Here is a 25,508-nt window from a genome sequence, read left to right as displayed (position 1 = left end):
GTGGGACGCAATCTTGTCAGGGATCTCGAGCAGCGGGCGGCGTCGTCGCCGGACCGCCTCGCACTGATCCACGAGGACGGCCGGCAGTGGACGTACGCCGAACTGGACCGCGCGGCGGCGCTGGTCGGCGAGCGACTGACGGACGCCGGAATCCCGGCCGGTGCGCGGGTTGGCATCCACCTCGCGAACGGGCCTGAGCTCGTCCTCGGCCTCGCCGGCTGCTGGAAGGCGGGCCTGGTCCCGGTCGCCATGAGCGGCCTCTACAACGCCGACGAGGTGCGCGGCTGCATCGAGAAGACGCGGCCGGCCGCGCTGATCGCCGATCCGGCGGCGCTCGCCCGCCTCGACGGCGAAGTACAGCCGCTGCCCGTGTCGATCCTGACCCACGCCGGCGAGCAGGCCCGGCGCATCGCGCCGCCCGGCGGCGCCCGGCCCGCTCCCGTCCCGGCCGACGACGACGAGGGACTGGTCCTGTTCACCGGCGGCTCGACCGGGCGGCCGAAGGCGGTCGCGGTGACCCATGACGGCACCTACCGGTCGATGGCGAACCTCGCCCGGGCCCAGAAGACCCGGGGCGAGCCCGTCGACGGCCTGTACGAGATCGTCGCCGAGGACGTCCCGCCCAACCTGGTCCTCCTCCCGCTGTTCCACGGCGGTGGCATCCAGTCGCTGCTGTTCGGCTGGCACGTCGGGCGCACCATCCTGCTGGTGGAGAGGTTCTCGGTGGACCGGGTCGCCCGGCTGGTTCCGCGGTACGCGGTCGACAACCTGTTCCTGCTGCCGACGATGGTGTACGACCTGGCGTACGCCCCGGACCGCCCCGACCTGACGCCGGTGCGGAAGGTCCTGGTGGCCGGGCAGCGCCTCGATCCCGGTCTCAAGGCGCTCTTCGAGCAGCGCTTCGGCGTCATCATCATGTCCAACTACGGTTCGGCCGAGCTCGGGCACGTGGCCGGCTGGAACTCCCGCGACGTCCGCGAGGGGCGATGGCGCCCCGGTTCGGTCGGCCGGGTGTACGACGGCGTCGAGGTGGAGATCCGCGACCCGGGCGGAGCCGCGCTGCCGGTCGGCGAGCCCGGCGAAATCTGGGTGAAGTCGAGCCGCACCAAGGGATACGTGGACTCCGGGGTGGGCGACCAGGCCGACCTGGTCCGCGACGGCTGGGTGCGCTCCGGCGACATGGGATACCTGGACGCCGATCGCGTGCTCTTCCTGGTCGGCCGGCTCCGCGAACTGATCAAGACCGGCGGCTTCCAGGTCTGGCCGGGCGAGATCGAGGAGGCCCTCCGCCAGCACCCGGCGGTGGCCGACGTCGCGGTCGTCGGCGTCGCGGACGAGCGGCTGGGGGAGATCCCCAAGGCGTTCGTGGTGGTGGCGCCGGACCGGGCCGTCACGGCCGAGGAGCTGATCGCCTGGTGCCGCGACCGGCTCGCCCACTTCAAGGCGGTTCGCCAGGTCGAGTTCCGTGACCACCTGCCCCGCAGTGAGGCCGGCAAGGTCCAGCGGGGGGTCCTGACCGGCCACCCCGCCGCATCTGACGACGAGGGGAGAATCTCGTGATGGTCGGAGCCGAGGCGGAGGAGACGCCGATCTCCGGAACCGAGCTCCGGTCGGTGCTCGGCCGGGTGCCGACGAGCGTCGGCGTGGTGGCCGGCACCGGCCCCGACGGCACACCGGTCGGCCTGACGATCGGGACCTTCACGTCGGTGTCGCTCAGCCCGCCGCTGATCGCGTTCTGCCCCGGCGGGAACTCGACGAGCTGGCCGAAGATCCGGCCGATGGGCCGCTTCTGCGTGAGCCTGCTCGCGGCCGACCAGGACGGCGTCTGCGCCGTGTTCGCGAGCAAGCAGCCGGACAAGTTCGCCGGGCTGAGGTGGGACCTCGGCCGCAACGGCGCCCCCCGCCTCGACGGCGCGGTGGCCTGGGTGGAGTGCGACATCCAGCACGAGTACGACGCCGGCGATCACACGCTGGTCATCGGCCGGGTCACGGCCCTGGAGGCCGGGACGGGCTGTGCGCCCATGGTGTTCCTCGGCGGGCGGTATCTCGGTGTCCACTGACCGCGGTCGTTGCGCGCACGGCACCGGCCCGGCGGGCCGTCCCGCGCCGGCCATGTCCGACTGGGAGGTCGCCGACCTCGCGTCGGCCGCCCGCCGGGCGATCGACGAGGCACCGGTCGAGGTCCGCCCCGGGCTCTGGTCCATCCCGGTGGACATCCCGATCGCCTCGCTGAAGATCGTGAACGTCTACGTCTTCGAGCACCCGGGCGGCGGGGTGACGCTGCTCGACGCGGGCTGGGACGACCACCGGTCGCTGACGTCGCTGACCGAGGGCCTGGAGCGGACCGGGCACGACCTCGACGACGTACGGTCGGTGATCGTCACGCACGCCCACCCGGACCACCTGGGACTGGCCCACGTCATCCGGGCGCGCACCGGCGCCACGGTCGTGGTGCAGCAGCGGGAGGCCGAGCGGCTGGGCGGCCCGCGGTCGATGCCCGTCCGGTTCCGCAGGGCGGTGGCGGATCGGTTCCCGCACTGGGGCGTGCCGCACGCGAAGATCGCGGACATGGTCGATCCGTCGGCGCCCGTGTCCGAGGAGTCCTGGCAGGTCCCGGTGACCGGCGTCGCCGACGGGGAGCTGCTCGACATCCCCGGCTGGTCGGTGCGGGCGGTCTGGACGCCGGGACACACCGGCGGCCACCTGTGCCTGCACGACCCGCAGCACCGCCTGCTCTTCACCGGCGACCACGTCCTGCCCCGGATCACGCCGGGCGTCGGCAGTCACCCGGACGAGGCGAACGATGCGCTGGGCGAGTTCCTGGCGTCGCTGCGCAAGGTCGCGGCCCTGGACGTGGAGTGGGTGATGCCCGGCCACGAGTACCGGTTCACCGACCTGCCGGGGCGTGTGGCGGACCTGCTCGCGCACCACGACCGGCGGCTGGACGAGGTCGAGTCCGTGGTGCGGGCCGAGCCGGGCGCGACCGGCTGGCGGGTGACCGAGCGCATCTCCTGGTCCCGGCCGCTCGAGCGGTTCGGCGCCCAGATGGTGCGGGCGGCGGTGGCCGAGACGGTCGCGCATCTGGTGCACCTGGAGCTGCTGGGCCGGGTGCGGCACACGGCCGCGGCCGGCGTCGAGCGGTGGGTCCCCGCCTGAGGCGGGGTGGCCCCCTACGCGGCCGGCACCGACCGGTAGACCGACAGCGCCACGCAACCGCCCAGGAGCACGGCCGCGCGCTCCTCGTGCGGGCCGAGCGCCGGTGCGCTGAGCGACTGCGCGCCGGCGGCGAGCAGCGTCTCGTAGGCGGCGGCGACGTCGGCGACCCGGACGTTGATGCTCACGGACGCCCCGGCGGGCAGCTCCGCCGCGGTCGTGAGCGCGAGGGTGAGGCCGCCGGCGTCGAGGGCGGTCCAGCGGTGCCCGTCCCGCACGGTCACGGGAAGGTCGACCAGCGTCGCCAGGAGCTGTTCGGCGGCGGCCGTGTCGTCGACCGCGACGGCGATGCTGCGCAGCGCGGCGGTGGGGGCGTGGGTGTCGGTCAAGGTGTCCTCCGTTGACGGCTGTCTCGGCAGATCATACCATCCAGTCGGTATCTTAGGAGTGTGGTGACCATCATCGAGCGACCGCCGTACGACGAGTTCCGCGGCTGGATGCACCAGATCGGGCGGGAGGCGGTCGAGCCGCGGGCCGCCGAGATCGACAGGACCGGCGAATACCCGCACGACGTCTTCGACCGCTTCGCCGCCGAGGGACTGCTGGCCCTGACCCTGCCGCCCGACCTCGGCGGCCCGCCCGACGCCGCGGCGCCAAAAGGCGTCATGGCGCTCACGCTGGCGACCGAGGTCCTCTCGCAGTACTCCAGCGCCGCCGGCCTGATGCTGCTGCTGTCCCGCCTTCCCGCGGCGCCGCTGCTGCTCGCCGGCACCACCGAGCAGCGGCGCGAGCGGCTGATCCCACTGGGCAAGGGCGAGACGCGCGGGGCCTTCTGCATGTCCGAGCCCCAGGCCGGCAGCGACGTCCTGGCCCTGACGACCCACGCCGAGCGGATCGGCGACTCCTGGCGCATCAACGGCCGCAAGAGCTGGATCTCCGGCGCCGGCGAGGCGGACTGGTTCGTGGTCGTGGCCACCACCGCCCCCGGCGAGCGCCGCTCGGACGGCCTGCGGGCCTTCGTCGTGGACCGCGACGCCCCGGGAGTCCGGCTCGCCACCCTCCACGACCGCCCGGCCGTGCGCGGCATGAGCCTCGGCGATCTCGAGCTCGCCGACGTGGTCGTGCCCGAGGAGGCGCGGCTGCCCGGCATCACCGGCCTGGGACCGCTGCTGCGCGGCCTGTCCACCATGCGGCCGATCGTCGCGGCCCGCGGCCTCGGCCTGGCCGAGGCGGCCCTGATGGCGGCCGTCGAGTACGCCGAGACCCGGTCGGTCGGCGACGCACCGGTGTTCCGGCAGCAGGGCGTCCAGTGGCGGCTGGCCCAGGCCGCCGCCGACATCGAGGCGGCGCGGCTGCTCGTGTACCGGGCCGCCCGGCTCGTCGAGGCCGGCCGGTCCGGCGCCGAGTCCGCCGGGCTGCTCGCGATGGCGAAACTCCAGGCCACCGAGTGCGCCGTGCGGGTGTCCGGGCTGGCCACCCAGGTCTTCGGCGCGGTCGGCAGCGTGGCCGGTCATCCGGTCGAGCGCATGTACCGCGACGCCCGGACCCTCACCGTCGTCGAGGGCACCTCGGAGATCCAGCTCGGCATCGTCGCCCGCGCGCTCGCCGACCGGACCGTCTGGTGGCGGCCGCGCCCGGGAGGCGACGGGTGACCGGCGGGGCGCAGCGGTGGTCATCGGACACGCCGCTGCCGATCACCGACTTCGAGACCGTCCTGACGACCACGCGGGCCGTACGCCGGCGGCTCGACCTCGACCGCCCGGTACCGCGCGGCGAGGTCCTGGACTGCCTCCGCCTGGCGCTGCAGGCACCCACCGGGGCCGACGCGGAGGACTGGCGGTTCATCCTCATCGGCGATCCCGGGGTCAAGCTGGCGGTCGGCGACGAGTACCGCCGGGCCTTCGACCGTGAGGTGCGGCCCCGCCTTCCCGGGCTGCTCGCCGGCGCCGGCCCGGCGGACGCGGCCGGGGCGGGACCGGAGGCGGCCGAGCGCCGCCGGAAGGCCAGGGTCTACGGCGGCGCGGAGTACCTCGCCGACAACATCCACCGCGTGCCGTGGCTCGTCCTGGCCTGCGCGACCCGGCCGTACCCCGGGCCGCACATGGCCCCCTCGGTCTTCGGCTCCGTCTTCCCGGCGGTGTGGTCGTTCCAGCTGGCCCTGCGCTCGCGGGGCCTGGGCTCGCTCATCACCACGCTGCACCTGCGCCGGCCGGAGGGTCTCGCCGCGCTCCTCGGCATCCCGGCCGGGGTCACCCAGTGCGCGCTGCTGCCGGTGGCGTACACGCTGGGCACCGACTTCCGCCCGGCGGCCCGGCGCCCCGTGGCCGACGTGGTCTTCGCCGACGTGTGGGGCCGCCCGCTCGACGGCACCGGGGAGGAGGACGACCGATGAGAGTGATGCTGACCCTCGCGCCGGACCGCCTCGACGTGCTGCGCGACCGCGTGGCGGCGTGCGAGGCGGCCGGCATCGACGCGATCGGCATCGGCGACTCGCCGGGCTACCACGACCCGTACGTGGCGCTGACCGTCGCGGCCCAGGCCCCCGGCCGGGCGCGGCTGGGTCCGATGGTGACGAACGTGGTGACCAGGGCGCCCCAGGTCACCGCCCGGGCGCTGCGGTCGGTCGAGGAACTCGCCCCGGGCCGGGTCTTCGCGGGAATGGGCGCCGGGGACAGCGCGCTCGCCGGCGCCCGGGCCGCGCCGGCCGGGCTGGCGGGGTTCCGGGCCGGCCTGCGGGACCTGCGGGAGGCGTGGCCGGCGGCGGCTGCCCCGGCGGTGCAGCCCTGGCGGGTGGTGGTCGTCGCGAACGGCCCGCGCACCCTGGCCCTCGGCGGCGCCGAGGCCGACCTGGTCGTGTCGGGGGCCGGCATCGCGCCCGACGCGGTCCACCGCGCGCGGCAGGCGGTCGCGACCGGCGCGGCGGCCGCGGGCCGCGCCGCGGACTCCGTACCCGTGTGGGTGGTCGCCCGAGTGTCGATCGCCGACGATGCGCGGGCGGCGGTCGACGAACTGCTGCCCCTCCTGGCGTCCGGGGCGAACCACGTGTTCGCGGTCCGGGCCGAGCGGGACGCACTGGCGCCGGACGTCGCCGAGCGGGTCGACCGGCTTCGCCGCGGCTACGACTACGGCACCCACGGCCGCCGGACCGGCAACCCCAACGCCGGGCTGGTGGACGACCTGGGCCTGCGCGATGTCCTCGCCGCGCGGTTCGCGCTGGCCGGCCCGGCCGACCGGGTCGCCGACGGTCTGCGTGGCCTGGCCGCCGAAGGGGTGGCGGGGGTGGTGATCCCGGCCGTCGGGCTCGACGTGGACCGGCTGATCGGGCGCCTCGGCGACGAGGTGCTGCCGCGGCTGCGTGGGCGTATCGCCCCATGACCGGGGTCCAACCGCCGCCGGGGCGCCGTTCGCCGCTGGCGGCGCTGGCCGTCCGGGACTACCGGTACTTCATGGTCGCCCAGGTCACCGGCAACTGTGGCATGTGGATGCACCGCACCGCGCACGTGTGGCTGGTCGTCCAGCTCTCCGGGGCCGACGGGCTGGCGGTGGGTGTCGTGACGAGCCTGCAGTACCTCTCGATGATCGTGCTGAGCGTCGGCGGCGGTTCGCTGGGGGACCGGTTCGACAAGCGCCGGCTCATGCTGGTCACGCAGGTGGCGTCGGTCCTCGCCTGCCTCGCGCTGGCCCTGCTCATCTTCAGGGGCCTGGTGACGCTCCCGATCGCCTACGTGTTCGCGGTTCTGCTGGGCATCCCGAACGCGATCGACGCCCCGGTGCGGCTGGCCTATCCGCGCCAGCTGGTACCGCGGGAGGTCCTCGCCCCCGCGGTGGGTCTCAACGGCGCGGTGTTCCAGTTCGCGCGGGTGGTGGGTCCGGCCCTGGCCGGCGGCGTGCTCGCCCTGCTCGGAACGGGCCAGGCGTTCCTGGTGGTCGCGGCGCTGGGCGCGGTGTCGTGCACGGCGCTGCTCGGGATCCGGCCGCCGGTCCGAGGCAACCGGGTCGAGCGCGGCCGGGTGGCCGGCTGGCGGCGCACCCTGCGCGAGCTGCGGAACCCGGCGTACCTGGTGCCCCTGTTCGGCGGCCTGGTCCTGGGCATCGGGATGACGAACCTGCAGCTGGTCCTGCCCCTGCTGGTGCACTCCTCCGACTCGGCGGCCCGCAGCTTCGGCGTCTACCTCGCCATGATCGGCGCCGGTGGCGTGGTGGGCTCCGCGCTGACCTCCGTGGTCGTCTCGGTGCCCCGCAACCGGCACTTGCACCTGTGGTCGGCCGTCTTCGCCGCGGTCACGATCGTCGTGGCGCTCCTGCCGAGCGGGGTCTGGCTGGCGGTGGCGTTGTTCGTGGCCGGCGCGGTGATGCAGGCGTTCGGCACGACGGCGATCTCGGCGTTGCAGCTGCGCGGGTCGGCCGATCTGCAGAGCAAGCTGATGGCGTTGTACGTCATCGTGTTCTTCGTCTGGGCACCCCTCGGCGCGCCGCTCTTCGGCGGGCTGGCCGACCTGCTCGGCGCCCGGTCGGCGCTGACCGCCTCCGGGGTGCTCTGCCTGGTCCTGATCGGCCTGTCGGTGGTGGTGCTCCGGCGCGGCCGGGGCCCGGCGTCGTCACTGTGATCGCAGCGAGACCGTTGCGGCTCCGCCGGCGGTGAAGTGCCGGCGGAAGTGCCGCCACTCCTCGTCCAGGGACGCCGCACGGTCGCGGCCCCGGATGCTGCGCAGCAGGCCGACCAGCTGGGCGAGGACGGCCGGCGAGTGCGCCGCCAGCGTCGCCACGTGCCGGTCGACGGTCTCCTCCAGCGCCGCGCCCGGCACGACCTCCGAGCACAGCCCGAGCCGCAGGAGCTCCGCCGCGCCGAGGCGCTCGCCGAGCAGCAGGATGCGAGTGGCCGCCGCCTCGCCCACGGCCCGGGTCAGCCGCGTCGCGCCGCCCCACCCGGGCAGCCGGCCGTGCGGCAGGTGGAGGTCGCCGGCCACCGCGTCCTCGGCGGCGACGACGAGGTGGCAGGCGAGCAGCAGTTCGAGCCCGCCGGCGAACGCGGCACCGTTCACCGCCGCGATCACCGGCTTCCCGGCGTCCTCGATCTCGTGCATGAGCCGCCGTCCCGCATCGAGGTAGGCGAGGCGGGACTGGGCGTCGCCGAGCGCGGCGGACGCCTTGACGTCGGCGCCCGGGCAGAACGTGCGCCCCGTGCCGGTGATGACCAGCGCGGCGACGTCCGGCTCCGCGCCGTGCTCCCGGACGAACGCGCGCAGCGCGTCCACCATGTCCGGCCCCAGCGCGTTGGCCCGCTCCGGGCGGTCGAGGCGGGCCCACGCGGCGGCGCCCCGCCGCTCGACCCGCACCCCGTTCGCGGCTCGATCGCCCCCGTTCACGGTTCGATCACCAGCTTCCCGAACGCGGTGCCGCTCGCCAGCCGAGCGAACTGGTCGCGCGCCGCGCTGAGCGGCGCCACCGAGTCGATGACGGGCCTCACCTTGGCGGCCACGACGAAGCGCAGCAGCGACCGGAGGTCGTCGATCGTGCCCAGGGTGGATCCCCTGACCGTGATCTGGCGGGAGAACAGCCGGGCGAGGTTGGTCCGGACGCCGAAGCCCGCGGTCGCTCCGGAGACGACGATCGTTCCGCCCGGGCGGACGGCGGCCAGCGACGTGGACCAGGTCGATCCGCCGACGGTGTCGAGCACGATGTCCGCGTCGCCGGGCACTGTCGCGCCGGTGAGCAGAACCCGGTCGGCGCCGAGCGCCTCGGCGCGCTCGCCCCGCGCCGCGTCGCGGGTCATCACCTGCACGTCCAGCCCTGCCCCCTTGGCCAGCAGGATCGCCGCGGTCGAGACGCCGCCGCCGGCGCCGTGGACGAGCACCCGGTCGCCGGGGCGCGCCCCGGCCTTGGTGAACAGCATCCGGTAGGCGGTGAGCCAGGCCGTGGGCAGGCAGGCCGCCTCGGCCCAGCCGAGCTCGGGTGGCTTGGGCACCAGGTTGCGCCGCGGCACGGTGATCCGGCCGCGCAGCGCGCCGAGCCCGGCGTCGGAGAGGATCAGCCGGCCGGGGTCGAGGGTCTCGTCGCCGTGGCCGCGGCTCGGGTCGCCGAGCACGCTGTGCACGACGTACTCGCCGCCGGCGTCGTCCACCACCGCCGCGTCGGTGCCGAGCACACAGGGCAGGCCGTGCGCCGGTACGACCGATCCCTTGAGCGTCCACAGGTCGTGATGGTTCAACGCGGCGGCCCGCACGGTCACCGTGACGGGGTCGCCCGGCACCGTGCCCGGGCCCGGAGGGTCGGGGAGGTCGCCGACGGCGAGGGCGGCCAGTGGATCGTCGGACGAGGTCGACGCGGCGTAGGCGCAGAGCATTGGCCCTCCAGGGGAGCAGACGGACTCTCGACAACATACCAACTAGACGGTACGGTCGGGAGACCCCGAGGCGCCCGATCAAGTCGAGGCGGTCTCGGGAGTTCCAGGCCGGGCGCCGATGCTCACCGTTGCCTCGCGCGAGCGGACCGGCCGCTTCCACTCAGGGGAGGATGCGTGGCGACCGACTTCGGCGATGCCCGGCTCGACGAGTTCCGTGGCGAGATCCGGGACTGGCTCCGGGTCCACCGGCGGCCCGCCCTGGCCGGGATGGGGGAGTACGACCTCGAGCGGGAGGCGTGGCGGAACCCGGCCTCCCCGCTCTTCGACGATTTCACCGCGTGGGAGAACGCCTCGCTGGAAGCCCGGCTCGTCTGCCCGCACTGGCCGGAGGAGTACGGCGGGCGCGGCCTGGACGACCTGCAGATGGCGGTGCTCGCCGAGGAGTTCGCCGCCGCCGACATGCCCCGCATCACCCGGGGCATGGGCGAGCGGCTGGCCGGCCCGGCGATCGTCGCCCACGGCACCCCCGAGCAGAAGGCGTACTTCCTGCCCCGCGTGGTCAACGGCGACGACCGCTACTGCCAGGGCTTCTCCGAGCCCGGCGCGGGCTCGGACCTCGCCTCCCTCACGACCCGGGGCGTGGTCGAAGGCGACGAGATCGTCATCACCGGCCAGAAGATCTGGACCTCGCGCGCGCACCTCGCCGACACCATGTTCCTGTTGTGCCGGACCGATCCCACCGCGCCGAAGCACCGCGGCATCTCCTACGTCCTCGTGCCGATGCGGGACAACGGCATCACGATCAGCCCCCTGATCACCATGTCCGGGGAGAACGCGTTCTGCCAGGAGTACATCGACGGCGCCCGCGCCCCGCTGTTCAACGTGATCGGCGGGCTGAACAACGGGTGGCGCTCGGCCATGACCACGCTCGGCAGCGAGCGGGGCGCGGTCGCCGCGGTCCAGCACCTCGAGTACGAGAAGGAATGGTCGGCCCTCGTCGAGCGGGCCCGGGAGCTCGGGCGGTCCGACGACCCGCTGGTGCGCCAGCGCCTCGCCTGGGCCTACTGCCAGGTGCACGTGATGAAGGCGACCGGGCAGCGGGTGCTGGCGACCCTGGCCCGCGGCGGCGAGCTCGGCGCCGAGGCGTCGCTGACCAAGCTGGTCTGGAGCGAGTACCACCGGCGGCTCGGCGAGATCGCGGTCGACATCGAAGGCGCCGAAGCCCTGATCCGGCCCGAGGGCGAGGGTTACCCGATCACGAGGTGGCAGAAGGCGTACCTCACCAGCCGCGCCGAGACGATCTTCGCCGGCACGAGCGAGGTGCAGCGGCGCATCGTCGCCGAGCGGGCCCTCGGTCTGCCCAAGTCGGGCTAGGCGTGGTCGCGTTGGATCTGTCGCCGCTGTTCCGCCCGCGCTCGGTGGCCCTCGTCGGGGCGACCGAACGGTCCAACTGGTCGGTCAACACCTTCAACAACCTGCGCCGGTACTCGCCGGACGTGACCGTGCACTGCGTCAGCCCGAGCCGGCAGAGCGTGCACGGGATGCTCGCGGCGCCGACGCTGACCGCGCTCGGCGAGCCCGTCGACCTCGCGTACATCATGGCGCCCCGGCAGTACGTGCCGGACCTGGTGCGCGAGGCCGGGACGCTGGGCATCCGGGGCGCCGTCGTGCTCACCGCCGGCTTCGGGGAGACCGAGGACGGCAAGGCACTGCAACGCGAACTGGTCGCGGCGGCGGCGGAGACCGGCGTCCGGGTGCTCGGCCCCAACGTCAGCGGCTACATCGACGTCGGCCGGTCGATCGTGCCGTTCGGGCTGGCCCTGCCGGCGCTGGCCGATCCGGGGGGCGCGTCGTTCGTCCTGCAGTCCGGCGGGCTCATGAAGCCGGTGCTGTCCCTCGCCAACGCGTGGGGCATCGGGGTCGGCTCGATCATCGGCACGGGCAACGAGGCCGCCCTGTCGACCACCGACGTCGCCGCCCACCTCCTGGACGATCCGCAGACCCGGGCGATCGGGCTGTTCGTGGAGGGGTTCCGCGATCCCGGCGCGTTCCGGGCGCTGGCGCGGCGGGCCGACGAGCTCGACCGCCCGATCGTGGCGCTCGCCGTCGGGCGCAGCGACGTGGCCCGGCGGGCCGCGCTGTCCCACACCGGCTCCCTCGCCGGCGACTCGCTCGTCACCTCCGCGGTCCTCGCCGACCTCGGGGTCGTCGAGGTGCACTCCATGGAGGAGCTTGTCGCCACCACCGGGCTGCTCGCCGCCGGGGTCCGCCCCGCCGGCGACCGTGTCGCGGTCGTCGGCGCGTCCGGCGGCGGGTGCGAGCTCATCGCCGACAAGGCCGCCGACGTCGGGCTCCGGCTCCCGGACCTGCCCGAGCCGGCGATGGCCGGCCTGAAGGAACTGCTGCCGGACTTCTCCGACGTCCACAATCCGCTCGACGTCACCGGGTACGCCACCGTGGACATCGAGCTCCCGATCAAGGCGGCCGAGGTGATCGCCGGTACGGCCGCCGACGACTACGACGTGGTGCTGTTCCAGGCGTTCGTCACGCCGCCCGACGATCCGCCCGACCCCGGCGGCGTGCGCCGGCACTTCACCGCGATCGCCGAGACCGCGCACGCCCTGGGCATACCGCTGCTCCTGCAGGACGAGGTGGCCGCCGGGATGGGCTCGTTCGCCCGCGGCCTCTTCCGCGAGCTCGGCCTGATCCGGCTGCCCGGGGTCGAGGTCGGGCTGCGGGCCCTCGCCCACGCGGTGCGGTACACCGGCCGCCGAAGCCGGCCCCGGAACCCGGCACCGCCGCTCGCCGCGCCGCGCGAGCCGCTGCCCGCCGGCAACGGTCGATGGTCCGAGGCCCAGGCGCTGGCGGCACTGCGCGAGTTCGGCCTGCCGGCCGTGCCGTTCCGGATCGCCGGCGACGAGGGTTCGGCGGTGGCGTATGCGCGGGAGTTCGGTGGCCCGGTGGCGCTCAAGGTCGTCTCACCCGACATCGCGCACAAGACCGAGGCGGGCGGCGTGGAGCTGGGCATCCACGGCGACGCGGAGGTGGCGGCCGCGTACCGGCGCATGCACGACACCGTCGCGCGGCGGGCACCGGGCGCCGCGGTGGACGGCGTCCTGGTCGCGCCGATGCGCGCCGGCGGCGTCGAGCTGATCATCGGGGTGAACCGGGACCCGACCTGGGGGCCGATCCTGCTGGTCGGCCTCGGCGGAGTCCTGGTGGAGGTGCTGCAGGACGTGGCGCTGCGGCCGCTGCCGGTGACCGCCGACGACGTGCACACCATGCTCGCCGGGCTCAAGGGGGCCGCGCTGCTCGACGGCCCGCGGGGCACGGCGCCGGTGGACCACGACGCGCTGGCCCGGGCCGTCGCGTCCGTGGCCGCGGCCGCGCAGGCGTGGGGCGACCGGTGGGAGTCCATCGAGGTCAACCCGCTTCGCGTGGACGGATCGCTGGTCGAGGCGCTCGACGCCCTCGTGCAGTGGCGCTCGACCGGGACGGATGCGACGAAGTGACACGAACGAACCTCGACGGCGGAAGGAGAACGCGGTGAGGCTGGCTTTCACGGATGAGCAGGAGGAGCTGCGTACCTCTGTGCGTCGCCTGCTGGCCGAACACTGGAGCCCGGAAAAGCGCCGGGCGGCGCTGGACTCGGCCGAGCCCTACGACGCGCGACTGTGGAAGACCATGGCCGAGGGCCTGGGCCTGCACGGCATGGCCATCCCCGAGGAGTACGGCGGCGCCGGCTACGGCTTCGTCGAGCAGTCGGTCGTGCTGGAGGAGATCGGCCGCGCGCTGCTGCGCGCCCCGTACCTGTCCACCGTAACGGTGGCCGCGACCGCCCTGCAGGCCGGTCAGGACGAGGCGCTGCGGGCCGACTGGCTGCCGCGCATCGCCGCGGGCCAGGCCGTGGCGGCGCTGGCACACGACGAGCGCCGTGGCGCCCGGCCGGCCGCGGCGGTCCGCGACGGCGCCGGCTGGCGGGTGAGCGGGACGAAGGCGTACGTCGTCGACGGCGCCCAGGCGGACCTGTTCGTCGTAACGGCGACGGGCGACGACGGCCCGGTGCTGCTCGCCGTGGAGGGCTCGGCCGACGGCGTCGCCACGCTCGAGCACCCGACGCTCGACCTGACCCGGCGCCTGGCCACGGTGACCTTCACCGAGGCCCAGGGGCGCGCCATCGCCGTGGGCGACCAGGCCCGGGACGTCCTGGACCGGACCCTCGACGTGGCCGCCGTGGCCCTCGCCTGTGAGCAGGTCGGCGGCGCGGCGGCGGCGCTGGAGATGACGGTCGAGTACGCGAAGATCCGCGAGCAGTTCGGCGCGCCGATCGGCAGCTTCCAGGCGATCAAGTTCAAGTGCGCCGACATGCTCCTCGACCTGGAGGCGGCCCGCTCGGCCGCGTACTACGCCGCGGCGTCCGTCAACGACAACGCCGCCGACCTGCCGATCGCCGCGTCCGTCGCCAAGGCCGTGTGCTCCGACGCGTACACGGCCATCACCGCCGAGATGATCCAGATCCACGGCGGCATCGGGTACACCTGGGAGCACGACGCCCACCTGTACTTCAAGCGGGCCAAGGCCGCCCAGCACCTGTTCGGCGACGCCGACCGGCACCGGGCCCGGCTGGCCGACCTGGTGGGCATCTGAGATGGGGGACAACAGCGGCAAGGCGGTACCGCAGCCCACTCCCGACACCGAACCGTACTGGGCCGGCGCGGCCGAGGGCGAGCTGCGGCTGCCGCGCTGCGCCGAGTGCGACCACGTCTTCTTCTACCCGCGGTCGATCTGCCCGCGCTGCTCCTCCTCGAAGATCGAATGGTTCGCCGCAAGCGGGCGCGGCACGCTGCACTCGTACCTGATCAGCCACCGCCCGGCCCGGGGCTTCGAGGGCGAGGAGCCGTACGCGGTGGCCGTCGTCGAGCTGCGGGAGGGGCCGCGGCTGATGTCGAACATCGTGGACGTACCCAACGACCCCGGGCACCTCGTGCTCGACATGGAGCTGGAGGTCGTGTTCGAGATGCACGGCGACGTGGCGGTACCGAAGTTCCGGCCCGTGGCCGGTGCGCGGTGAGCATCCGGGGCAAGGTGGCGATCGTCGGCGCCGCCGAAAGCGAGCAACTGGGCCGGATCACCGACAAGTCGGCCCTGCAGCTGCACGCCGAGAGCGCAGCCGCCGCGATCCGGGACGCCGGGCTGAGCATCGACGACATCGACGGCGTCGCGTGCGCCGGCGAGAGCCCGCTCGACGTCGCACACTACCTCGGCATCCGTCCGTCCTATCTGGACGGCACGATGGTCGGCGGCTCGTCGTTCATGCTCCACGTCCGCCACGCCGCGGCCGCCATCGTCGCCGGCCTGGCCACCAACGTCCTCATCACGCACGGCGAGTCCGGCCGGTCCCGCATCGGCATGCAGCCGTGGGCGCCCGCGCCCCAGTCCATGCGCGGGCAGTTCGAGGTGCCCTACGGCGGGGTGCTCGCGCCCTCGACGTTCCCGATCGGCGTGCTGCGGTACATGAAGGACTACGGCATGACGGCCGAGGAGCTCGCCATGGTGCCGGTGGTCCAGCGCCGGTGGGCGGCTCGCAACCCGCGCGCGAAGCTGCGCCAGGCGATCACGGTCGACGACGTCCTGAACTCCAAGATGATCGCCTACCCGCTGCACCTGCTGGAGTGCTGCCTGGTGACCGACGGGGGCGGGGCGCTGGTGGTGACCTCGGCGCAGCGCGCCACGGCCGGGCCCCGGCCGCCGGTGTACCTGCTGGGTGCCGGCGAGTCCGGCGAGTCCACCGCCATCTCCGCGATGGCCGACCTCACGTACTCGCGGGCGTTCCACGACGCCGGCCGGGCCGCGTTCGCCGAGTCCGGGATCGGCCACGACGACGTCGACCACCTCATGATCTACGACGCCTTCGCGCACACGCCGCTGTACGGGCTGGAGGCGCTCGGGTTCGTCGAGCGGGGCGAGGCGTTCCGGTTCGTGGCGGAGGGGCACACCGCGCCGGGCGGCCGGCTGCCGCTGAACACCAACGGCGGCGGTCTGGCGTACACGCACACCGGCATGTACGGGATGTTCGCCATCCAGGAGTCGGTACGCCAGATCCGGGGCGAGGCGGCCGCGCAGGTCGACGGCGTGGAGGTCGGTGTGGTGCTGGGCAACGGCGGCTCGTTCATGAGCGCCGGCGTCCTGGTGTTGGGAGGGGCGGCGACGCTGTGACGGAAGGAAGCGAGATGTCGGGAATCCTGGAGGGACGGGTCGCCGTCATCACCGGCGCCGGCAACGGGATCGGGCGGTTCCACGCCCTGGAGTACGGCCGGCAGGGCGCCAGGGTCGTGGTCAACGACCGGGGCGGCGCCCGCGACGGATCGGGTACGTCGTCCACGCCGGCCGACGAGGTGGTCGCCGAGATCATCGCGCTGGGCGGCGAGGCGGTGGCCGACCATGCCGACGTGTCGGACATGGCGGGCGCCGAGGCGATGATCCGGAAGGCGGTCGACACGTTCGGCACGCTCGACGTGCTGGTCAACAACGCCGGGATCATCCGCGACCGGACCATCACCAACATGTCCGAGGACGAGTGGGACGACGTCATCCGGGTCCACCTGAAGGGCACCTTCGCCCCCACGCGGGCCGCGGCCCGGTACTGGAAGGACAGGGCGAAGGCCGGCGAGCCGGTCGCCGCCCGGATCATCAACACGTCTTCTTCTTCGGGCCTGCTCGGCAACGTGGGCCAGAGCAACTACGGCGCGGCCAAGGCCGGCATCGCCGGGTTCACCGTCATCGCCGCGATGGAGCTGTACCGCTACGGCGTGACGGTCAACGCCGTCGCGCCCGGCGCCCGGACGCGCATGACCGAAGGGCTGATCGACGCGCCCGAGGGCGACTTCGACCCGTACGACCCCGCGGCGATCTCGCCGCTGGTGGCGTGGCTCGGGAGCCTGAAGTCGGCCGACGTCACCGGTCAGGTGTTCGGCTCGCACGGCGGTTTCCTGTCGGTCTACGAGGGCTGGCGGCACGGACCGTCGCTCGACGTGGGGCGCCTGTACCGGGCCGAGGAGCTCAACGACGTGGTCCGCGACCTGCTGGGCCGGTCGGCACACAACGAGCGCCTGCCGGTCGCGTACGGTCAGGGGACCTGATGGCCCTGGACCTGAGCGCGGTGGGTGCCCGAAGCGCCCCGGTCGAGCACGCCTGGACGTCCGACGACGCGTTGCTCTACGCGCTGGCGGTGGGCGCCGGCCAGGACCCGCTCGCGGAGCTCGACCTCACGACGGAGCACACCGAGGGCGTACCGCAGCGCGTGCTGCCCACCTTCGGCGCGCTGCTGAGCCAGAAGGTGCAGCGGCCCGACATCGGCGACTTCGACCGCTCGAAGCTCGTGCACGCCGAGCAGCACCTGACCCTCGCCGCGCCGCTGCCGACCGCCGGCGCGGTCCGGCTGGTCGCCGAGGTGGAGGCGATCCACGACAAGGGCGGCGGCGCGCTGGTCTGGACCGCCACGCACGCCGAGGATCTGGACACCGGCGCCCGGGTCTTCTCCACCCGGTCGGCCGCGTTCATCCGCGGCGAGGGCGGCTTCGGCGGCGAGCGGGGCGGCGCCGAGCCGTGGCAACGGCCCGACCGTTCCCCGGACGAGGTCGTACGGTATCGGACCCGGCCCGAGCAGGCGCTGCTCTACCGGCTCACCGGCGACCGCAACCCGCTGCACTCCGACCCCGCGTTCGCCGCCCGCGGCGGGTTCGACCGGCCCATCCTCCACGGGATGTGCACGTTCGGGTTCACCGGGCGTGCCCTTGTCCGGGCCGCCGGCGGCGACCCGGACCTCCTCGCGTCAGTCGGCGGCCGGTTCACCGCGCCGGTCGTGCCCGGCGAGGAGCTGGAGATCCGGATGTGGGTCGACGGCGACGAGGTCCTGTTCCAGACGCTGCGCGGCGACGGCACGGTCGTCATCGACCGGGGCCGGGCCGTCGTGGATTCCGCGCGAGCCGAGCGACGAGAGGTTTCCCCATGAACGTGAACCCGAAGGACTTCCTCGGGCTGGAGTCATCCCTGGACCCCGTCGACCGGCAGGTCGTCGACACCGTGCGGTCCTTCGTCCGGGACCGGGTGCTGCCCGATGCCGGCGGCTGGTACGACCGCGCCGAGTTCCCTCGCCACCTGGTCGGGGAGATGGCCAAGATCGGCCTGCTCGGCATGCACCTCGAGGGCTACGGCTGCGCCGGCACCACCGCCACGCAGTACGGCCTGGCCTGCCTGGAGCTGGAGGCGGGGGACAGCGGGATCCGCAGTTTCGTCTCGGTCCAGGGCTCGCTCGCGATGTTCCCGATCCACGCCTACGGCTCGCAGGAGCAGAAGAACGAGTGGCTGCCGCGGATGGCCGCGGGTGAGGCGATCGGCTGCTTCGGGCTGACCGAGCCGGATTCGGGCAGCGACCCGGCGAGCATGCGAACGCACGCGCGGCGCGACGGCACGGACTGGATTCTCAACGGATCGAAGATGTGGATCACCAACGGCCCGATCGCCGACGTCGCGGTGGTCTGGGCGCAGACCACTGAGGGCGTACGGGGCTTCCTCGTGCCGCGCGGCGTCGCCGGCTTCCAGGCCCATGAGATCCGGCAGAAGATGTCACTGCGCGCGTCGTACACGGGCGAGCTGGTGTTCCAGGACGTGCGGCTGCCGGGCGACGCGGTACTGCCCGGCGTCGTCGGCATGCGCGGACCGCTGTCGTGCCTCTCGGAGGCGCGGTTCGGCATCCTCTTCGGCGTGGTCGGCGCGGCCCGGGCGTGCTATGAGGCCGCCCTGGACTACACCATCGGCCGTACCCAGTTCGGCCGCCCCCTTGCCGCAAACCAGCTGGTGCAGCGGGCCCTGGTGGAGCTCATGGTCCGGGTGAACCGCTCGTACCTGCTGGCCCGTCACCTCGGCGCGCTGAAGGACGCCGGCGGCCTGGCGCCGGCGCTGGTCAGCTACGGCAAGATGGAGAACGTCAGGGCGGCCATCGAGGTCGCCCGGGAGGCCCGCGGGTTGCTCGGCGCCAACGGCATCTCGCTGGAGTACCCGGTGATCCGGCACATGACCAACCTGGAGTCGGTCTACACCTACGAAGGCACCCACGAGATCCACACCCTGGTCCTCGGACAGGCGCTGACCGGTCTGGCGGCGTTCCGTGGCTGAGGATGCATCGACCCCGCTGCCCCGCACGATCGCCATCCTGGGCGGGACGGGCCCGCAAGGGCGCGGCCTGGCCCGGCGCCTGGCCCTGGCCGGCTTCGACGTCGCCGTCGGCAGCCGATCCGCGCAGCGCGCACGGGAGACGGCGGCGGCGATCGGGCCGGACCTGACCGGCGGCACCAATGCCGAGGTGGTGGCCGGCGCCGACGTCGTCATCGTCGCCGTCCCGTGGGACGGGCACGCCGAGCTCCTCAAGAGCCTGGCCGGGGAGCTGGCGGGAAAGGTCGTCGTCGACTGCGTCAACCCGCTCGGCTTCGACAAGCAGGGCCCCTACGCCCTGGACGTACCGGAGGGCAGCGCCGCGCAACAGGCGGCCGCCCTGCTGCCGGACAGTCTGGTGACGGCGGCGTTTCATCACGTGAGCGCCGAGCTGCTTGAGGATGAGGCGATCGCCACCTGCGACGTCGACGTCCTGGTGCTCGGCGACGACCGGCACGCCACGGACGTCGTCCAGGGCATTGCCGCCCGCATTCCCGGCATGCGCGGCATCTACGCGGGCCGGCTGCGAAACGCGCGGCAGGTCGAGGCCCTGACCGCCAACCTGATTGCCATCAACCGGCGCTACAAGACCCACGCCGGCATCCGCGTGACGGACGTGTGACGGCGCGGATCACCCCCCGCAGAGGAGACGACGTGAGCAACACCAATGGACGTACCGCGATCGTGACCGGCGGCGCGCGCGGCATCGGCGCGGCCACGGCCCGGCGGCTCGCCGAGGACGGCTTCGCCGTGGCGGTGCTCGACCTCGACGAGGGCGACTGCCGGCCGGTCGTCGACGCGATCGAGTCGGCGGGCGGCCGCGGCCTGGCCGTTGGTGTTGACGTGTCCGCCGAGGCCGGCGTCGAGGCCGCGGTGACCCGGGTCGCCGCGGAGCTCGGCGACCCCACGGTCCTGGTCAACAACGCCGGCGTCCTGCGCGACAACCTGCTGTTCAAGATGAGCGCCGGCGACTGGGACTCGGTGATGCACGTCCACCTGCGCGGGGCGTTCCTCATGAGCCGCGCCGTGCAGCGGTACATGACCGCGCAGCAGTGGGGTCGCATCGTCAACCTGTCCAGCACCTCCGCGCTCGGCAACCGCGGTCAGGCCAACTACGCGGCGGCCAAGGCCGGCATCCAGGGGTTCACCAAGACGCTCGCCATCGAACTGGGCAGGTTCGGCATCACCGCGAACGCGATCGCGCCCGGCTTCATCGAGACGGACATGACCGCCGCGACCGCCGCACGCATCGGCGTGCCGTTCGAGGAGCTGAAGGCCCAGCGCGCCGCCCAGATCCCGGTCGGGCGCACCGGCAAGCCGGAGGACGTCGCCCACACGGTCTCGTTCTTCGTCAGCGACGGGGCGGGTTTCGTGTCCGGGCAGGTCGTCTACGTCGCCGGCGGCCCCCGCGGCTAGGGGCGCGACGGCGCAACGACAGGTTGCGCCGCGCCAGGCCCGCGGTGCAGACGCCAGGCGTGGCGCGGGTGGCGGGACAATCCCTCGATCCGGGTGAGTCTGCCGCAAACCCCGTGGATATTGGTTTGTACGGAGGGGCCTGGGACTGCGATGTGCCGAGCCCGACGACGCCCGCCAGGATCCACGATCCATGGAGGTCATCTTGACCACCACGACCATCGATCTGGACACGCTCTCCGTCAACACCATCCGCGGCCTGTGCATGGACGCGATCCAGCGGGCGGAGTCCGGGCATCCGGGCACGCCGATGGGGATCGCGCCGGTCGCCTACACGCTGTGGCAGCGGTTCCTGCGCTTCGATCCGGCCGATCCGATCTGGCCGAACCGGGACCGGTTCGTGCTGTCCGAGGGCCACGCCTCGGCGCTGCTGTGGTCGCTGCTGTACCTCAGCGGGGTGCGCGCGGTCGACCCGGACTACGAGGTGCTCGGCCGTCCCTCGGTCACCCTCGAGGACCTCAAGACGTTCCGGCAGCTCGACTCGCGCGCTCCCGGCCACCCCGAGTACCGGTGGACGAGCGGGGTCGAGACCACCACCGGCCCGCTCGGCCAGGGTGACGCGACCTCGGTCGGGATGGCCATCGCCGGCCGGTGGCTGGCGGCGCGGTACAACCGGGACGACTTCCCGCTGTTCGACTTCGACGTGTACTCGATCACCGGCGACGGCGACCTGATGGAGGGCGTCGCGTCGGAGGCGGCCTCGCTCGCCGGTCACCTGCGGCTGTCCAACCTGTGCTGGATCTACGACTCGAACCGGGTGACGATCGAGGGCTCCACCGACCTGGCGTTCACCGAGGACGTGGCCGAACGCTTCCTGGCGTACGGCTGGAACGTGACGACCGTCGCGGACGCCAACGACCTCGACGCCGTTGATCGGGCGCTGCACAACTTCCGGGCCGAACACGCGCGCCCGACGCTGATCGTGGTGCACAGCCACATCGGGTACGGCTCCCCGGTCGAAGGCACCGCGCAGGCACACGGCGAGCCGCTCGGCCCGCAGGCCGTACGGGAGACCAAACGGTTCCTCGGCATGCCCGAGGACGTCGACTTCTACGTCCCCGACGAGGTGCAGGAGTGGTTCGCCCGGGGCATCGGCACCCGCGGCGGCACGGCCCGCGCCGCCTGGCGGTCGAGCTTCGAGGGGTACCGGGCGCGGTATCCGGAGCTGGCCGACGAGATCGAGCGGATGCAGCGACGCGCACTTCCGGATGGCTGGCAGGATGCGCTGCCGACCTTCCCGGCCGATGCGAAGGGGGTCGCCACCCGCGACTCCTCGGGCAAGGTGCTCAACGCGCTGGCGCAGGCGGTGCCATGGCTGCTGGGCGGATCGGCCGACCTCGCCCCGTCCACCAAGACGCGCCTCACGTTCCCCGGCTCCGGAGACTTCCAGGCCGGCGATCCGTCCGGACGCAACTTCCATCTCGGCATCCGCGAGCACGCCGCGGCGGCGATCGCCAACGGGATGGCGCTTTCCAAGCTGCGCCCGTACTGGTCGACCTTCCTGATCTTCTCCGACTACGCCCGCGCCGCGATCCGGCTGTCGGCGCTGATGGAGATCCCGACGGTGCACATCTTCAGCCATGACTCGATCGGCGTCGGCGAGGACGGGCCGACCCATCAGCCCGTCGAGCAGCTCGCCTCGCTGCGGGCCACGCCGGGGCTGCTGGTGTTCCGCCCGGCCGACGCCAACGAGGTGGTCGAATCGTGGCGGGTCATCGCCGGACTGCGACGCGCACCGGCGGCGCTCGTGCTCACCCGGCAGCCGGTGCCCACGTTCGACCGCACCCGGCTGGCCGCTGCCGCCGGGGTCGCGAAGGGCGCGTACGTGCTGGCCGACCCGCCCTCGGGCGAGCCGGACGTGATCCTGCTGGCGACCGGCTCGGAGGTGGCGCTGGCGCTCGCGGCACGCGACGAGCTCGCCGTCGGCGGGATCGGCGCCCGGGTGGTGAGCATGCCGTGCTGGGAGCTGTTCGACCGGCAGCCGCGCGAGTACCGCGACGAGGTGCTGCCCCCGTCGGTCCGTGCCCGGGTCGCGATCGAGCAGGCGTCCACGCTCGGCTGGGAACGGTACGTGGGGGACTCCGGCGCGATCGTCGGCATGCACACGTTCGGCGCCTCCGCGCCGCTCAAGCAGCTGCTGAGCAAATTCGGGTTCACGCCCGAGCGGGTAACACAGGTCGCCCGGGAGCAGGTGGCCGCGAACACCTGAGCGCCGAGGCGGCCGCGCCCGGAGCCGGTGCTCGACTCCGGCCAGATCCAGACGTACATCGACAAGTATTGGTCGCCGCCTGGAACGACCTGCTGATCCCGGTCACGCGTTGTCTGGCAGGTACCAGTGGTGCGGCGAGATGAGCTGGTGAATGGAGTCCGGGCCCCACGATCCGGGCTCGTACGACTGCACGGGTGGCGGATCGTCGAGCAGCGGGCCGGACAGCTCCCAGAGCCGTTCGATGCCGTCGGCGCGGGTGAACAGCGACTGGTTGCCCAGCATCGCGTCGAGGAGGAGCCGTTCGTAGCCGGCCAGTGCGTGCCGGGTGCAGAACGAGTCGGCGTACCGGAAGGTCATGCTGCCCTCGCCCAGGCGCATGGTGGCGCCGGGCTCCTTGGCCAGGAAGCGGGCCGCGATCCAGCCGGGATCGTCGAAGTCGATCACCAGCTTGTTGGTGGGCGTGACGGTCGTGTCCGGATCGAGGGCGAACATTCGCATCACCGGCTGCTTGAGGGCGAGGGTGACGACCTGCCGCCGCTGCGCGAGCAATTTGCCGGAGCGCAGGTAGAACGGCACCCCCGACCAGCGCCAGTTGTCCACCTCGACGCGCGCGGCGATGAAGGTCTCGGTCTGCGAGCCGGGGTCGACGCCGCGCTCGTCGCGGTAGCCGCGGTACTGGCCGCGGACCACGCGGCCGGCGTCCAGGGGCGGCATGGCCGCGAAGACCTTGGCGGTCTCGTCGCGCAGCTGCTTGGCGGCCAGGGCGGTCGGTGGCTCCATCGCCACGAAGCCCAGCACCTGGAACAGGTGGGTGACGATCATGTCGCGGAAGGTGCCGGTCTGTTCGAAGAACCCGGCGCGGCCCTCGAGCCCGAGCGTCTCGGGCACGTCGATCTGGACGTGGCTGATGTGGTCGCGGTTCCAGATCGGCTCGAACAGCCCGTTGGCGAAGCGCAGGGCGAGGATGTTGTCGACCGACTCCTTGCCCAGGAAGTGGTCGATGCGGAACACCTGGGACTCGTCGAAGGTGGCGTGGATGGTGTCGTCGAGCGCGCGGGCCGAGGCCAGGTCCGTGCCGAAGGGCTTCTCGATGATGACGCGCGAGATGCTGCTGGCCAGCCCGGTGGCGCCGAGCATGCCGATGGTGGGTGTGAAGCCCTGCGGCGGCACGGCCAGGTGGAACAGCCGGCGTGGGTTGCCGCCGATCGACCTCTCGGCCGCCGCCACCGCGTCGAGCAGCGGCTGCGGATCCTCCGGCGCGGCCGCGCCGAAGGACAGCGACTCGGCGAACTCGTGCCAGGCCGCGCCGGTCGGCTCCGCCAGCCCGAACTCGGCCACGGCGTCCCTGGCCTGCCGGCGGAACTCGTCGTCGGTGTGTGCGGACCGCGCCGAGCCGACGATCCGATACCTGGCCGGCAGCAGACCGGCCTTCGCCAGGCTGAACAGCCCGGGCAGCAACTTGCGCCGGGCGAGGTCCCCGGTGGCGCCGAACAGCACGATCACGTGATCGTCGCGGGGCGCGCCCTCCCGCTGCGGCGTGACGGACTCCCTGGTACCAGGCGCGGCATATTGAACGCTCATGATCCCTGGACACTCCGAGGTTCCGGTGTTCCCCTGTGTTTCGTGGGCCCATACCCGGCTCGGCCGGGCATACACCGATGACCCGCGCCGGTGGATCGAGGCACGTCCGTCCTGGTTGCTGCCGGATCAACCCCGGTACCGTGAGAGAGGTGCTGAGCCTGCCTGCAGGCGTGCGCGCCTGCCTCTTCGACCTCGACGGTGTCCTGACGCCGACCGCGGCGGTGCACGCGGCGGCGTGGAAGGAGACCTTCGACGGCTTCCTGCGCCAGCGCGCCGCGCGCGTCGGGGAGGAGTTCAGGCCGTTCGACCTTGCGGCCGATTACGACGAGTACGTGGACGGCAAGCCCCGCCTCGACGGCACGCGGTCGTTCCTGGCGTCCCGCGACATCACGCTGCCGGAGGGCCAACCGGATGACCCGCCCACCCGGGAAACGGTCCAAGGGCTGAGCGCGCGTAAGGACACGGCGTTCTCGCGGAGGCTGGGCGACGGGGTCGAGCCGTTCGAGGGTTCGGTGCGGTATCTGCGCGCGGCACGCGACGCCGGGCTGCGGCGTGCGGTGGTGTCGTCGAGCAAGCACTGCGCCGCGGTCCTCGCGGCCGCCGGCATCGACGGCTTCGTCGAGGCCAGGGTCGACGGGATCGTCGCCGAGCGGGAACGACTGCATGGCAAGCCGACCCCCGACACGTACCTGTGCGCGGCCCGCATGCTCGGTGTCGAACCGGAAGCGGCGGCGGTGTTCGAGGACGCGCTGGCCGGCGTCGCCGCCGGCCACGCCGGCGGATTCGGATACGTCGTGGGCGTGGACCGGGTGGGCCAGGCCGACGAGCTCCGCACGCACGGCGCCGACACCGTGGTGCAGGATCTCGCCGAGCTCCTGGACCGGCCCGAACCGGGCGCATGATGGGACGTGGATGTCCACCGGCCCATACGAGTGCGGTCAGTCGGGGAGTACTGCCATGGCCAAGAAGATCACATACCGCAGGATCTACGAGGAGTCCTCGCCCGAGGACGGCAAGCGGGTGCTCGTCGATCGCGTCTGGCCGCGGGGGATGCGCAAGGCGGACGCACATGTCGACGAGTGGCTGCGTGACGTCGCCCCGTCCACCGAGCTGCGGCGCTGGTACGGCCACGAACCCGGCCGCTTCGACGAGTTCCGCCGCCGCTACCTCACCGAACTGCGCGAGCCCGCCCGGCAGCAGGCCGCAGACCATCTGCGCGACATCGCCAAGCACGACAAGGTCACCCTGCTGACCGCGACCCACGACGTCGACCACAGCCAGGCCGCGGTCCTCACCGAGTGGCTGAGCAGCGCCCGTCGATCCAAGGCCTGATCCGCCGCGGGCCGCAGCACCTTCGACGTACGCGTGGCCATCCCGGCGGGGTGGCCACGCGGTCTCTGGTCAAAAGAATAAGAAGCGAATTGGCATGGCTGGGCGTTACTGCGGCCCGGGCCGTCGGCGCATAGCGCCGAAATGGCCATGTGGCGTTGTGCGGGCTATCGACGGCACTCGCCGCTGCGGGTGGGCGCAATTGACACG

24 protein-coding genes are annotated in these 25,508 nt (G+C 73.3%); 20 read left to right on the top strand and 4 right to left on the bottom strand.

Annotated features, from left to right (window positions below; translation table 11 throughout):
* The 3 genes from ACQEVU_RS29720 to ACQEVU_RS29710 are packed head-to-tail and all read left to right on the top strand — an operon-like array spanning position 1 to position 3,156.
* Positions 1 to 1,560 (top strand): class I adenylate-forming enzyme family protein, encoded by a 1,560-nt coding sequence (locus tag ACQEVU_RS29720; protein WP_433329246.1) that lies wholly within the window; start codon positions 1 to 3, stop codon positions 1,558 to 1,560.
* Positions 1,560 to 2,060, top strand: coding sequence for a flavin reductase family protein (locus tag ACQEVU_RS29715; protein WP_433335130.1), 501 nt, complete (start codon positions 1,560 to 1,562; stop codon positions 2,058 to 2,060). Before ACQEVU_RS29720 ends, ACQEVU_RS29715 begins: the two co-directional genes overlap by 1 nt.
* A gap of 52 nt (positions 2,061 to 2,112) precedes the next feature.
* Complete coding sequence (locus ACQEVU_RS29710) at positions 2,113 to 3,156, top strand: MBL fold metallo-hydrolase (RefSeq protein WP_433329244.1); 1,044 nt, start codon at positions 2,113 to 2,115, stop codon at positions 3,154 to 3,156.
* A 14-nt stretch (positions 3,157 to 3,170) separates the two neighbouring features.
* Here ACQEVU_RS29710 and ACQEVU_RS29705 read toward each other — a convergent pair whose 3' ends face one another.
* Positions 3,171 to 3,542 carry a VOC family protein gene (locus ACQEVU_RS29705; RefSeq protein ID WP_433329242.1) on the bottom strand — a complete coding sequence of 124 codons (372 nt, stop codon included), beginning with the start codon at positions 3,540 to 3,542 and terminating at the stop codon, positions 3,171 to 3,173.
* A gap of 60 nt (positions 3,543 to 3,602) precedes the next feature.
* Here ACQEVU_RS29705 and ACQEVU_RS29700 point away from each other — a divergent pair, with 60 nt between their 5' ends.
* The 4 genes from ACQEVU_RS29700 to ACQEVU_RS29685 are packed head-to-tail and all read left to right on the top strand — an operon-like array spanning position 3,603 to position 7,760.
* The gene (locus ACQEVU_RS29700) at positions 3,603 to 4,805 is read left to right on the top strand and encodes an acyl-CoA dehydrogenase family protein (RefSeq protein WP_433329240.1); all 1,203 of its coding nucleotides are present in this window, start codon (positions 3,603 to 3,605) and stop codon (positions 4,803 to 4,805) included.
* A complete protein-coding gene (locus ACQEVU_RS29695; RefSeq protein WP_433329238.1) occupies positions 4,802 to 5,545 on the top strand; it encodes a nitroreductase family protein in 744 nt (247 codons plus the stop codon). The genes ACQEVU_RS29700 and ACQEVU_RS29695 overlap by 4 nt, the downstream gene beginning before the upstream one ends.
* Positions 5,542 to 6,528, top strand: a complete 987-nt coding sequence (locus ACQEVU_RS29690; RefSeq protein WP_433329236.1) for an LLM class flavin-dependent oxidoreductase — start codon at positions 5,542 to 5,544, stop codon at positions 6,526 to 6,528. The genes ACQEVU_RS29695 and ACQEVU_RS29690 overlap by 4 nt, the downstream gene beginning before the upstream one ends.
* The gene (locus ACQEVU_RS29685; protein WP_433329234.1) at positions 6,525 to 7,760 is read left to right on the top strand and encodes an MFS transporter; all 1,236 of its coding nucleotides are present in this window, start codon (positions 6,525 to 6,527) and stop codon (positions 7,758 to 7,760) included. The genes ACQEVU_RS29690 and ACQEVU_RS29685 overlap by 4 nt, the downstream gene beginning before the upstream one ends.
* Here the strand turns inward: ACQEVU_RS29685 and ACQEVU_RS29680 are convergent.
* Both ACQEVU_RS29680 and ACQEVU_RS29675 read right to left on the bottom strand, forming a co-directional pair.
* Positions 7,752 to 8,519, bottom strand: coding sequence for an enoyl-CoA hydratase/isomerase family protein (locus tag ACQEVU_RS29680; RefSeq protein WP_433329232.1), 768 nt, complete (start codon positions 8,517 to 8,519; stop codon positions 7,752 to 7,754). The genes ACQEVU_RS29685 and ACQEVU_RS29680 overlap by 9 nt on opposite strands.
* A complete protein-coding gene (locus ACQEVU_RS29675; RefSeq protein ID WP_433329230.1) occupies positions 8,516 to 9,496 on the bottom strand; it encodes a zinc-binding dehydrogenase in 981 nt (326 codons plus the stop codon). The genes ACQEVU_RS29680 and ACQEVU_RS29675 overlap by 4 nt, the downstream gene beginning before the upstream one ends.
* 174 nt (positions 9,497 to 9,670) lie before the next feature.
* Here ACQEVU_RS29675 and ACQEVU_RS29670 point away from each other — a divergent pair, with 174 nt between their 5' ends.
* The 11 genes from ACQEVU_RS29670 to tkt all read left to right on the top strand — a co-directional run bounded on the left by ACQEVU_RS29670 (position 9,671) and on the right by tkt (position 22,388).
* Positions 9,671 to 10,870, top strand: a complete 1,200-nt coding sequence (locus tag ACQEVU_RS29670; RefSeq protein ID WP_433329228.1) for an acyl-CoA dehydrogenase family protein — start codon at positions 9,671 to 9,673, stop codon at positions 10,868 to 10,870.
* Positions 10,871 to 10,872: 2 nt separating this feature from the next.
* Positions 10,873 to 13,008: an acetate--CoA ligase family protein gene (locus tag ACQEVU_RS29665; protein WP_433329226.1), complete on the top strand. Its 2,136-nt coding sequence runs from the start codon at positions 10,873 to 10,875 to the stop codon at positions 13,006 to 13,008.
* A gap of 34 nt (positions 13,009 to 13,042) precedes the next feature.
* Complete coding sequence (locus tag ACQEVU_RS29660) at positions 13,043 to 14,143, top strand: acyl-CoA dehydrogenase family protein (protein ID WP_433329224.1); 1,101 nt, start codon at positions 13,043 to 13,045, stop codon at positions 14,141 to 14,143.
* Between the two features lies 1 nt (position 14,144).
* Positions 14,145 to 14,567, top strand: coding sequence for a Zn-ribbon domain-containing OB-fold protein (locus tag ACQEVU_RS29655; RefSeq protein WP_433329222.1), 423 nt, complete (start codon positions 14,145 to 14,147; stop codon positions 14,565 to 14,567).
* Positions 14,564 to 15,712, top strand: coding sequence for a thiolase C-terminal domain-containing protein (locus tag ACQEVU_RS29650; protein ID WP_433329220.1), 1,149 nt, complete (start codon positions 14,564 to 14,566; stop codon positions 15,710 to 15,712). Before ACQEVU_RS29655 ends, ACQEVU_RS29650 begins: the two co-directional genes overlap by 4 nt.
* Positions 15,713 to 15,726: 14 nt before the next feature.
* Positions 15,727 to 16,635 (top strand): SDR family oxidoreductase, encoded by a 909-nt coding sequence (locus ACQEVU_RS29645; protein ID WP_433329218.1) that lies wholly within the window; start codon positions 15,727 to 15,729, stop codon positions 16,633 to 16,635.
* Complete coding sequence (locus ACQEVU_RS29640; RefSeq protein WP_433329216.1) at positions 16,635 to 17,507, top strand: MaoC/PaaZ C-terminal domain-containing protein; 873 nt, start codon at positions 16,635 to 16,637, stop codon at positions 17,505 to 17,507. The genes ACQEVU_RS29645 and ACQEVU_RS29640 overlap by 1 nt, the downstream gene beginning before the upstream one ends.
* Positions 17,508 to 17,509: 2 nt before the next feature.
* Entirely contained in the window at positions 17,510 to 18,670 is a 1,161-nt protein-coding gene (locus tag ACQEVU_RS29635) for an acyl-CoA dehydrogenase family protein (RefSeq protein WP_433335128.1), read from the top strand.
* Entirely contained in the window at positions 18,663 to 19,328 is a 666-nt protein-coding gene (npdG, locus tag ACQEVU_RS29630) for an NADPH-dependent F420 reductase (protein WP_433329214.1), read from the top strand. Before ACQEVU_RS29635 ends, npdG begins: the two co-directional genes overlap by 8 nt.
* 32 nt (positions 19,329 to 19,360) lie before the next feature.
* The gene (gene fabG / locus ACQEVU_RS29625) at positions 19,361 to 20,122 is read left to right on the top strand and encodes a 3-oxoacyl-ACP reductase FabG (protein ID WP_433329212.1); all 762 of its coding nucleotides are present in this window, start codon (positions 19,361 to 19,363) and stop codon (positions 20,120 to 20,122) included.
* 190 nt (positions 20,123 to 20,312) lie between these two features.
* Positions 20,313 to 22,388, top strand: coding sequence for a transketolase (tkt, locus tag ACQEVU_RS29620; protein ID WP_433329210.1), 2,076 nt, complete (start codon positions 20,313 to 20,315; stop codon positions 22,386 to 22,388).
* Positions 22,389 to 22,490: 102 nt separating this feature from the next.
* Here tkt and zwf read toward each other — a convergent pair whose 3' ends face one another.
* Positions 22,491 to 23,969 (bottom strand): glucose-6-phosphate dehydrogenase, encoded by a 1,479-nt coding sequence (gene zwf / locus ACQEVU_RS29615; RefSeq protein WP_433329208.1) that lies wholly within the window; start codon positions 23,967 to 23,969, stop codon positions 22,491 to 22,493.
* Between the two features lie 149 nt (positions 23,970 to 24,118).
* Here zwf and ACQEVU_RS29610 point away from each other — a divergent pair, with 149 nt between their 5' ends.
* On the top strand, positions 24,119 to 24,871 hold the full coding sequence (locus ACQEVU_RS29610) for an HAD-IA family hydrolase (RefSeq protein ID WP_433329206.1): 753 nt from the start codon (positions 24,119 to 24,121) through the stop codon (positions 24,869 to 24,871).
* Positions 24,872 to 24,926: 55 nt separating this feature from the next.
* On the top strand, positions 24,927 to 25,301 hold the full coding sequence (locus ACQEVU_RS29605) for a DUF488 domain-containing protein (protein WP_433329204.1): 375 nt from the start codon (positions 24,927 to 24,929) through the stop codon (positions 25,299 to 25,301).
* Positions 25,302 to 25,508: the final 207 nt, after the last annotated feature.

The organism is Dactylosporangium sp. CA-139066 (genome assembly GCF_050936175.1).
In the GTDB taxonomy this organism is placed as follows: domain Bacteria; phylum Actinomycetota; class Actinomycetes; order Mycobacteriales; family Micromonosporaceae; genus Dactylosporangium.
Note: the sequence above shows the minus strand (reverse complement) of the source record. Positions and strands in the feature narration are given on the sequence as shown.